The organism is Marinilabilia sp. (assembly GCF_016278715.1).
Lineage (GTDB): Bacteria > Bacteroidota > Bacteroidia > Bacteroidales > Marinilabiliaceae > Marinilabilia.
In genome coordinates this window covers 1-8,872 of sequence record NZ_JADQBH010000205.1, presented here as the reverse complement: position 1 = coordinate 8,872, position 8,872 = coordinate 1, and the positions used below count along the sequence as shown (strand labels likewise).

Here is an 8,872-nt window from a genome sequence, read left to right as displayed (position 1 = left end):
TTCTGAATTTGAGGAAGTAATCAATGAAAAACTGGGGCATCTGAGTAAAGAAGAATTGCTTAACCGGTTTATGTCTAAAGAATTCGGACGCATTTACCAGGAGTATAAAAATTCGACCGACCTCAATTCTACCATCAGCGCATCAGCGAATAAAGGAAGAGGAGCAAAAAAAGCAGGCTCCGGAAGAAAAGGCAACAGCCGACTTTCAAGATTCTCAATTAACCTGGGGGAGAAAAACAATCTTCGTCCCGACCTTTTGATAAACATCATTAACCGTCACACCCCGGAATACAAAATACGAATCGGGAAAATTGACATTCAGAACAAACATACTGTTTTTGAGGCCGACGGCACTTATGAGAAAGAATTAATCAAAGCATTTCGAAAAGCAAGATATAAAGGAAACAACCTCACAGTTCAAACTTTTCGTTAAGCTTACAAAACCATAGAATAAGAAGCCGTGATATTTAATCAGAAAATACCACGGCTTTTTTTTGTCAAAAAGCCAGAGGAAGGGGGTGCATAAAATAACCTTCCATGACACTTCCTCCCGTCGGCAACAAAAAAAGGGCTGCTCACATAAACTGTAAGCAACCCTCAATTAACCAAACCTAACCCTAAACTATGAGAAAACTTAAATAAATATAAACAAAGCTGATTCCTATGTCAATAGAAAAGATGTTAAATACATCTGCCTGTTTACCTGTTTTGTATAAGGTAAACAAAACAAAAGCAAAAAAGATTAAAAGAGCAGGAAAAAAAATTTCCTGCTCTTTTCCTAACTTAACCTAATTAACCTAACCTTACCTAAACCTATGAAAAAACCCTTTGTTTTTCAGGGCCCAAATATAAGATGAAATCCAGGTTCCAAACAAACCCTGCAAGTTAAACAAAGTTAAACCCTCCGGACCAACAGACTCAGAACCTGTAATTAAAGGATATACTGAGATTTTCTCTAAATTGCACATACTCCGATTCGTTGCTGTAATATCTGAGATAGGTGGCAATCCGCGTACTTAGAAAAACGTTAATCTGCATATCCAGAATAAGTTCCCACTCTGCCTGAATTTGGTTGTCGTTTCTCATATATTCATAGAAGAAATCCATTTTTGACTCAAGGTTGAAATCCCTGGCAAGAGACCAGCTAAAACTATTCACCAACGAAGCCCCCCCCATATTATCAGCCTTTCTATCTTCAGCAATCTTATATCTGGTTTGGTCGAACTTAACTGTATCTGTAACAAGAGTCATTTTTGAGGTAACAGGCAGCAGCATAAGGGTAAAGTTTTTCTCCTTATAATCCATACCGATTGCGAGGGTCAAATACGCCGGAGCCAAAAAGCCGGAAACAGGGTTTTCTTTTTCCACATCTCTGCTCTCATAGCCGTCAAAAAACTGGGTTTTAAAATTAATAAGTCCACTGTAAAACCATTTATTACCGGCGCTCAAACCATACTTAGAGCTAAGTTCGATTAAATCATCGTTAAACCGGGAGGTATTTCCTTCCGTATTGAGGATTCCCAATTTATGAATTACATAACTCTCCCATTCCACATTATTTTTTTTATATCTGGCCTGAAGCCGAAGGTCACTCAGCAAGGAAACAGAATTTTCACCTCCCTTAACCCAGTTTTCCTGAAAAGCTTGTGAAACCTGAATATTTTCTGTACCCCCATAGGTCCATTGACGTTGAATGGCATCCTTCTTCTCCAGTTTTCTATTGGTTTCAGGTGTTTCCCAAAGCAACAAACGCTCCATGCTTTCATTTGCCGACCTGTTCTTGATGTACCCTTCACCAAAAGAAAACCCGGGAGGCTCCGGAATATTCTCCCACAACTCATCCGTCATATCCGGATGCTGGTATAAAATTTCATTCATCAGATGCTCCACCGGCGGTTGGGCGAGCTCAGTAATTAAGGTATCTGCCCCCAGCGGATGCTTTAAAAAATGGTGATATTCTTTAATCGGATTCCTCAGATTGACTGAAACGTCATCGAAAAAGGGTTCACTGTCCCTTTTTTTGTATTTAAGAGTCAAAGCAAAGGGTTTGTATGTGCGGTCATGCTCCCACCAAAGTGAAAAACGCCAGGGATTAAAGCCACGTTGAGTAATGGTTTCGAAAAACAATCTGCGTCGATCCCACTCCCGCAGGGTCTGTTCTCGGATGAGTTGATTGAAGTAATTATCAGTTGTAATTTTTATTCTTCCTGATGAATAAGAATTCTTTTCTGCCAGTAAAGAGTCCTTCTTCCTCAAATACTTCAGAAGACTGAATTGTTCCTCACCTCTTAAGGAATCCGAATTAAAAAGAATTTCTTTCTTTTGGTGTTCGGGAATCACAATTGAAACCTCCACAGAATCCACAGAAAGAACCTGTCCGGAAAGACCGGCGGTCCAACCCAAAATAAGAAATAAAAATAAGAAAACCCGTTCAACCATTTTGTCCAAAATTCAAGCAACAAAAATAATGGTTTTTAGCAAAATACACAGAACTATCCTGTCAAGCTCCAAATTAACTTCTCATTTTTATTTGCTGTTGCTCCAATTTCCAGAAATTTGAATGCTTCATACCGCAACCTCATAGATTTATCGGGCTAAAGGGGCAAGCGGCTTTGTCGAAGCAATAATATTTTCTCAGGTTTAAGAACTATTGTAGCTTTGCGTTTTGCTTAACACAAAAAGTAGATGAAAGATTTGACCAGTGGCCCGGAGGGCCGCGTCATATTACGTTTTGCCATTCCTATGGTAGTTGGTAATATTTTCCAGCAATTATACAATGTGGTAGATTCCATAATTGTAGGAAAAGTGCTGGGAGAACAGGCACTGGCAGCTGTAGGCGCATCTTTCCCTATTTTCTACACACTCATTGCTTTTGTTATTGGAATAGGCAGCGGGGCCACCGTGGTAATCAGCCAGTATTTCGGAGCAAAAAATTATGAAGAGGTCAAAAAAGCCATCGGAACCATTTACATATTTATTTTTATTGCCTCGGTAATACTCACCTCCTTTGGCATTTTATACAGCCGAGAAATCTTCACCCTTCTCAAGGTGGGTGAAGATGTAATGCCCGAAGCCATCAGCTATTTCACCATATATATTTCCGGGCTCGTGGTGTTTTTTGGATTCAACAGCACCGCATCCATTTTAAGAGGTTTGGGAGACAGCAAAACGCCTCTGCTATTTTTTACGATTTCCACCCTGGCCAATATCGGTTTGGATTTACTATTTATCCTGGTTTTTGAATGGGGAATTGAAGGGGCAGCCATTGCAACAGTTGTTGCACAGGGAGGAGCATTCATGGTAGCCATGGTGGTACTAAACCATCGCGATCATCTGATTCATTTCAGTTGGAAGGCACTAGTTTTCGATCGGTCAATATTCTTGCAAAGTGCAAGGATAGGCCTGCCTACAGGTTTTCAGCAGGCATTTGTGGCACTGGGAATGATGGCTCTAATACGGATCATCAATAATTTTGAAACCCCTGTATTAGCAGCCTATACAGCCGCCAGCAGAATTGATGCCCTGGCTGCGATGCCGGCGATGAATCTGGCATCGGCTTTGGCCGCTTTTGTTGGCCAAAATCTTGGAGCCGGACGAATAGACCGAATAAAAAAGGGACTTCGGGCCACCCTGTTTATGACCTGGGGAATCAGTTTTTTAGTAATGGCGGTTGTTATTTTTAAGGGAGAAGCACTGATGAGGCTGTTTTCTGACAATCCCGAAGTCATCAAGCACGGGCACAACTATCTTATCATTATCAGTTCCTTTTACCCGGTTTTTTCGACTATGTTTACCATGCACGGAACCTTGAGAGGAGCCGGTGATACACTCATTCCAATGTTCATAACACTCATCTCTCTTTGGGTAGTAAGAATACCTCTCGCAGCAATTTTATCTGAGAAATTTGGCCCTTCAGGGATTTGGTGGGCTATTCCTTTCGGATGGATGCTAGGCCTGGCAGGAACATTCTTGTGGTATCTGTCAGGAAAATGGAAAAACAAAGGAGTAACAAAAACATCATTCTGAATATTTCAGCAACCTGATATTTTCTTTAAAAGTTTTGATAGAGGATACTACTGCAAAATCTTCAGGTAAACCTGGTTTCAGCTCTCTGATTTGCAACCCGTTAACCATAAAAGGAGTATTAGGAAAATAATCTCTTAATTGTAGCAGAAGCGACTCTATTTCACTTTTATCCCGAGCCGAAACAAAAGAGACAAAAAAGGCATCGGCCGGCCGTACCTGATTGACCATCTTCAAATCGCTCAACGGCACCGACATTCCCAAGTAAACAACATCAAGTCCCTCTTTACGGGCCATCAAATTAAAAAACAAAAGCCCAATTTCATGAAGTTCACCTTCGGGAAGGAAGAATGTGATACGCGGCCCATTCACGGACACATTTTGCATTTCATTATCGATGGCTACGATCAGTTTTTGCCTTATCAGGTTAGAGATAAAATGCTCCTGAGCAGGATTAATAGTGCCTGCCTGCCAAAGCATTCCTATGCGATCGAGAAATGGAAACAAAACCTGTTCAAGAGTATCCTCAAACCCATACTTAATGATAGTTCCCGAAAGCACATTGAGAAATTTCCGTTCGTCCAACTCCAGCATGGAAACCATCAGACTTTCAATCTGCACTTTGTTGTTGCGTGCATCAATGCACAAATCCAGCACTCTGTCCCTAAGTTGATATTCATCAAGACTGGCAATTTTGGAAATTTTAAACCCGTTTTGATTCAGGATAGAAATATTAAGGAGTTTCTTTAAATCCTCATCAGAATAGTAACGAATATTGGTAAGGGTTCTCTTGGGTTCAACAAGGCCATATCTACGCTCCCAAATACGTATGGTATGAGCTTTAATTCCGGAAATTTTTTCCAGATCTTTTATGGAATAAACAGCCATAATGCATTCGTATAAAACTTGTTAAAATATCCGGTACTTAGAAATTTGTTTTTCACCCGTTAAATCTGCACACCTAACCACCTCTTTGAAAGATTATATTAGGGTTAAATGCAAAAATTCAATGATGGCAAAACCTAATTTCGTAGTTCTAACGGCTGAAAAAAGACATTTGTTCATTTGATATGCAAAAATAAAGAACAAAATCAAATAACAAAGCGGGACCTAAGGTGGAAAATCAAAGGTTCCACCAAAGGCCCCGCCATCAAAAGGGAAACAAAGCTTAAGGTACAATCACCTTGTCAATCACATGGATTATTCCATTTGACCCCTGTACATCTGCAAGTATCACATTTATATCACCATCAATCACAACGCCATTGTCCACATTAAATTCGAGACTCTTGCCATCGTTGAGTGTTGGAACCGAACCATTAGACAAATCACCGGATGCAACATTGCCACTAACCACATGAGCCAGTAAAACATTTGTAAGTGTGGCTACATCAATTTCTTCAACTCCGGAAACACCCAGGGTCGTAAATAGCTCCTCAAAAGCAGTGTTTTCCGGAGCAAAAACCGTAAATGGACCCTCCCCATTCAGGGCATCTACCAGGTCGGCTTTCACAACAGCCTCCACCAGAATGGAGAAATTAGGATTATCAAGCGCAATATCTACCACGGTAGGAGGAAGCAGGACTTCGTCGATGGCATGAATGATACCATTGGTTGCCACCACATCTGTAGCTACAACTTCGCTTGAACCATTCAGAAAAACACCTCCGTCAACGTTAATCTGAAGACTAACATTTCGTCCCTGAGCAGGGCTCAGGGTAGGCACATATCCTGAAGTAACATCTGCGGCAGGCACCAGAGCATTGACCACATGATAAAGTAAAATAGGTGTCAAATCATCAGCGGTGAAATCATCCAATGTTACACCAAGATCGGTAAACAACTCGTCGAAGGCAGCATTGAGAGGTGCAAAAACTGTATAAACAGCACTCTCGTCGGCCAGAGCATCAGCAAGACCAGCCTTAGTTACTGCAGCTGCAAGCGATGAGAAATTCGCATTGGCAACAGCATGACCAGTCAGCGATAAGGGCAACACCACTTTATCGATTACATGAATGACACCATTATCTGCCATCACATCAGTTTGAACAATCTCTGCTCTGTTATTGAGCATCAGGTCTTCTTTGTTCACATAAAGCGAGAGATTGTAACCATCGGCCGGACCGGCTGACAAAGTACTGTAGTAACCTGTCGAAACAGCTGACGCAGGTGCTTTAACATTTAACACATGATAAAGAAGAACAGCTGTTAGTGTTTCGGTGGGGATGTCCTCCAGTGCTGAAACGCCCAACTCATCCAATAGCGCCACAAATGCATCATTGGTAGGAGCAAAAACAGTAAAGGAAGCATCGTCATTGGCCAGAGCATCATCCAGGCCAACCATTACCAACGCATCAACAAGAATGGAGAAATCGTCATTGGCTGAAGCAACGTCAACAATCGTGTTACTTTCCACAGGAACCACAATTGCATCGTCATCCTCATCATCTTCACTACATGAAGCCGTCACAAACACTCCCAACAGCAAAATTGCCATCATTTTAAAACTTAACTTTTTCATGACCCTTGATTTTAATTTAGATTAATTTAAAATTGTTAATTTGAAGGTTAAACAGAGAATGTTTCATTTTTGTTCATTGTTTTATTGATTTTTCTAAACATTATAGTTTTTTGCATTACAATTTTTACATATCTATCTGTATATCTAATATTTAAATTATGACCATAATTTTATGAAATAACTACACATTGAAAAAGAAATTGCTTTCCAAAATGACAACAAATTGCAATAACACACTTTCCCCTATCTCTGTCCCCCGGAGATTCTGTTATTTTCGCATGGCTACCCCAAAAATTTTATGGCACTATGCATTTATGACAGAATTGCCCCATCCCCATAGTGACCAAACTTGAACACCTCCGGTATTCCAGCCCTGCGTAAGCTGAGCAAATGTGTCAGTCCCCGAATGGGGGCCAACTATTAATATTTTTATTTTTTTCATTGCTAGAGCCGTCCCTAAAGCTATCTCCAATGAAAAAAAAGCTACTTTATACAATAGCCGAATAAATCTCTAACCCGAGCGACCTTCAACTCATGTCTGATGCCTCATTATTACTCAGAAAACAGCCCGAACAATACTCTGTTAAACTTTTGCTAACATCTGATTCCATGCCATTTATGAGTCGGTAAGAATGTTCTACAACTGTCTGATAATAAAACTATGCTCCTTTTCGTCTCTGCGTTTGTTTTTTCAACGGGTTATTGCCTAAAAGTACCATCCTAATTTTTCAGATGATTAACAATCAAATGGCATTTGTATCATGAACCATAAAACTTAAACAGGTTCTTAGATAGCTTCGGGAATATTGTATAACTTTGAAGTCGAAAAAAGAGATGAATCCATGATAAAATCAATGACAGGATTTGGGAAGTCGGTATGTGAGCTTCCTGCCAAACGAATCACAATTGAAATAAAATCCCTGAACAGCAAACAGCTGGATATCAACACACGGGTTCCCAACCTTTACAGGGAGAAAGACCTGGCTATGCGCAATATCATCAGTCAAAAATTGCAACGAGGAAAAGTAGATGTGACATTCTATGTGGAGTCGATGATTCCGGATAAAATACCCCAGGTCAACGAAGAAGTAATCGGTGCCTACCACAGCCAACTAAAAAGCGTGGCCGATAAGTTGAATATTGGTGATAATACTGATTTTCTTCGTCTCATAATGCCATTGCCCGACACTATGAAAACCCCGCCTGCCGAACTGGCAGAGGAAGAATGGCAGACTGTGTCTTCTGCATTAAATGAGGCCATTGACCATCTGAACAGTTTCCGGCTTCAGGAAGGCGAATCGATGCAAAAAGATGTGACAGCAAGAAGTACCAGCATCAAAAATCTGCTAGAAGAAATTGCCCCGTTCGAAAAACAAAGAACCGAAAAAATTAAAAACCGAATAAAAGAAAACCTGTCTGAATTTAACAACAACACCAGTGTTGACGAAAACAGATTTGAACAGGAACTGATATATTATCTCGAAAAACTCGACATCTCAGAAGAAAAGGTAAGATTAGGCAATCACATTCAATACTTTAACGAAACCATGGACGAGGGAGATGCCGTTGGTAAAAAACTTGGTTTCATAGCACAGGAAATGGGCCGTGAAATAAACACGTTAGGGTCAAAAGCCAACGATTCGGACATACAACACATTGTTGTTAAAATGAAAGATGATTTGGAAAAAATCAAAGAACAAATCCTCAACATCCTTTAGCCTATGAGCAATAGAATAATTATTTTTTCGGCGCCTTCCGGCTCGGGCAAAACCACCATTGTCAGGCATTTGATGTCGCATTTTCCGGAGCTTGCTTTCTCCATTTCAGCCACAAGTCGGCAGCCCAGAGATAATGAGCAGAATGGCATTGATTACCACTTTCTGGACAATCGGACATTCAGACAGAAGATTAACAAAGGAGAATTTCTGGAATGGGAAGAGGTCTATGAGGGCACTTATTATGGCACCTTAAAAAGTGAAGTGGACAGAATCACTGCTGAGGGTAAAACAGCTGTTTTTGATGTAGATGTTGTAGGGGGCATCAATATCAAGAAACAATATGGAGACAATGCACTTGCCATGTTTATAAAAGCACCGTCGCTAAAAGACCTGGAAAACCGGCTCAAAAACAGGAAGACCGACTCGGAGGATATTATCCGGAAACGACTGAACAAAGCTGAAAAAGAATTGGGATACGCACAATTTTTCGACAAAATAATCATTAACGACAATCTGGACATTGCTTTAAAAGAGGCAAAACAAATTGTGAGACAATTCATTGACCAGAAATAAAACAGGAAACAATGCAGAAAACAGGTTTGTTATTTGG

Annotated in this window: 7 protein-coding genes; 4 read left to right on the top strand and 3 right to left on the bottom strand. The window is 40.4% G+C overall.

Annotation, left to right across the window (positions count from 1 at the left end; genetic code table 11):
- The coding region (locus tag QZZ43_RS12775; RefSeq protein ID WP_291859946.1) for a DbpA RNA binding domain-containing protein at nucleotides 1-433 on the top strand (433 nt) is incomplete at its 5' end.
- Nucleotides 434-918: 485 nt separating this feature from the next.
- Here the strand turns inward: QZZ43_RS12775 and QZZ43_RS12770 are convergent.
- A complete protein-coding gene (locus QZZ43_RS12770) occupies nucleotides 919-2,439 on the bottom strand; it encodes a DUF3078 domain-containing protein (RefSeq protein WP_291859943.1) in 1,521 nt (506 codons plus the stop codon).
- A 246-nt stretch (nucleotides 2,440-2,685) separates the two neighbouring features.
- On the opposite strand from QZZ43_RS12770, the gene QZZ43_RS12765 reads away from it, so the two are divergent.
- Nucleotides 2,686-4,026 (top strand): MATE family efflux transporter, encoded by a 1,341-nt coding sequence (locus QZZ43_RS12765; protein ID WP_291859940.1) that lies wholly within the window; start codon nucleotides 2,686-2,688, stop codon nucleotides 4,024-4,026.
- Here QZZ43_RS12765 and QZZ43_RS12760 read toward each other — a convergent pair.
- A complete protein-coding gene (locus QZZ43_RS12760; protein WP_291859937.1) occupies nucleotides 4,018-4,911 on the bottom strand; it encodes a MerR family transcriptional regulator in 894 nt (297 codons plus the stop codon). The genes QZZ43_RS12765 and QZZ43_RS12760 overlap by 9 nt on opposite strands.
- A 280-nt stretch (nucleotides 4,912-5,191) precedes the next feature.
- Entirely contained in the window at nucleotides 5,192-6,544 is a 1,353-nt protein-coding gene (locus QZZ43_RS12755) for a fasciclin domain-containing protein (protein WP_291859934.1), read from the bottom strand.
- 842 nt (nucleotides 6,545-7,386) lie between these two features.
- Between QZZ43_RS12755 and QZZ43_RS12750 the strand changes: the two genes are divergently transcribed.
- A complete protein-coding gene (locus tag QZZ43_RS12750; protein WP_291859931.1) occupies nucleotides 7,387-8,262 on the top strand; it encodes a YicC/YloC family endoribonuclease in 876 nt (291 codons plus the stop codon).
- A gap of 3 nt (nucleotides 8,263-8,265) precedes the next feature.
- A complete protein-coding gene (gene gmk / locus QZZ43_RS12745) occupies nucleotides 8,266-8,835 on the top strand; it encodes a guanylate kinase (RefSeq protein WP_291859929.1) in 570 nt (189 codons plus the stop codon).
- The last annotated feature ends 37 nt before the right edge of the window (nucleotides 8,836-8,872 follow it).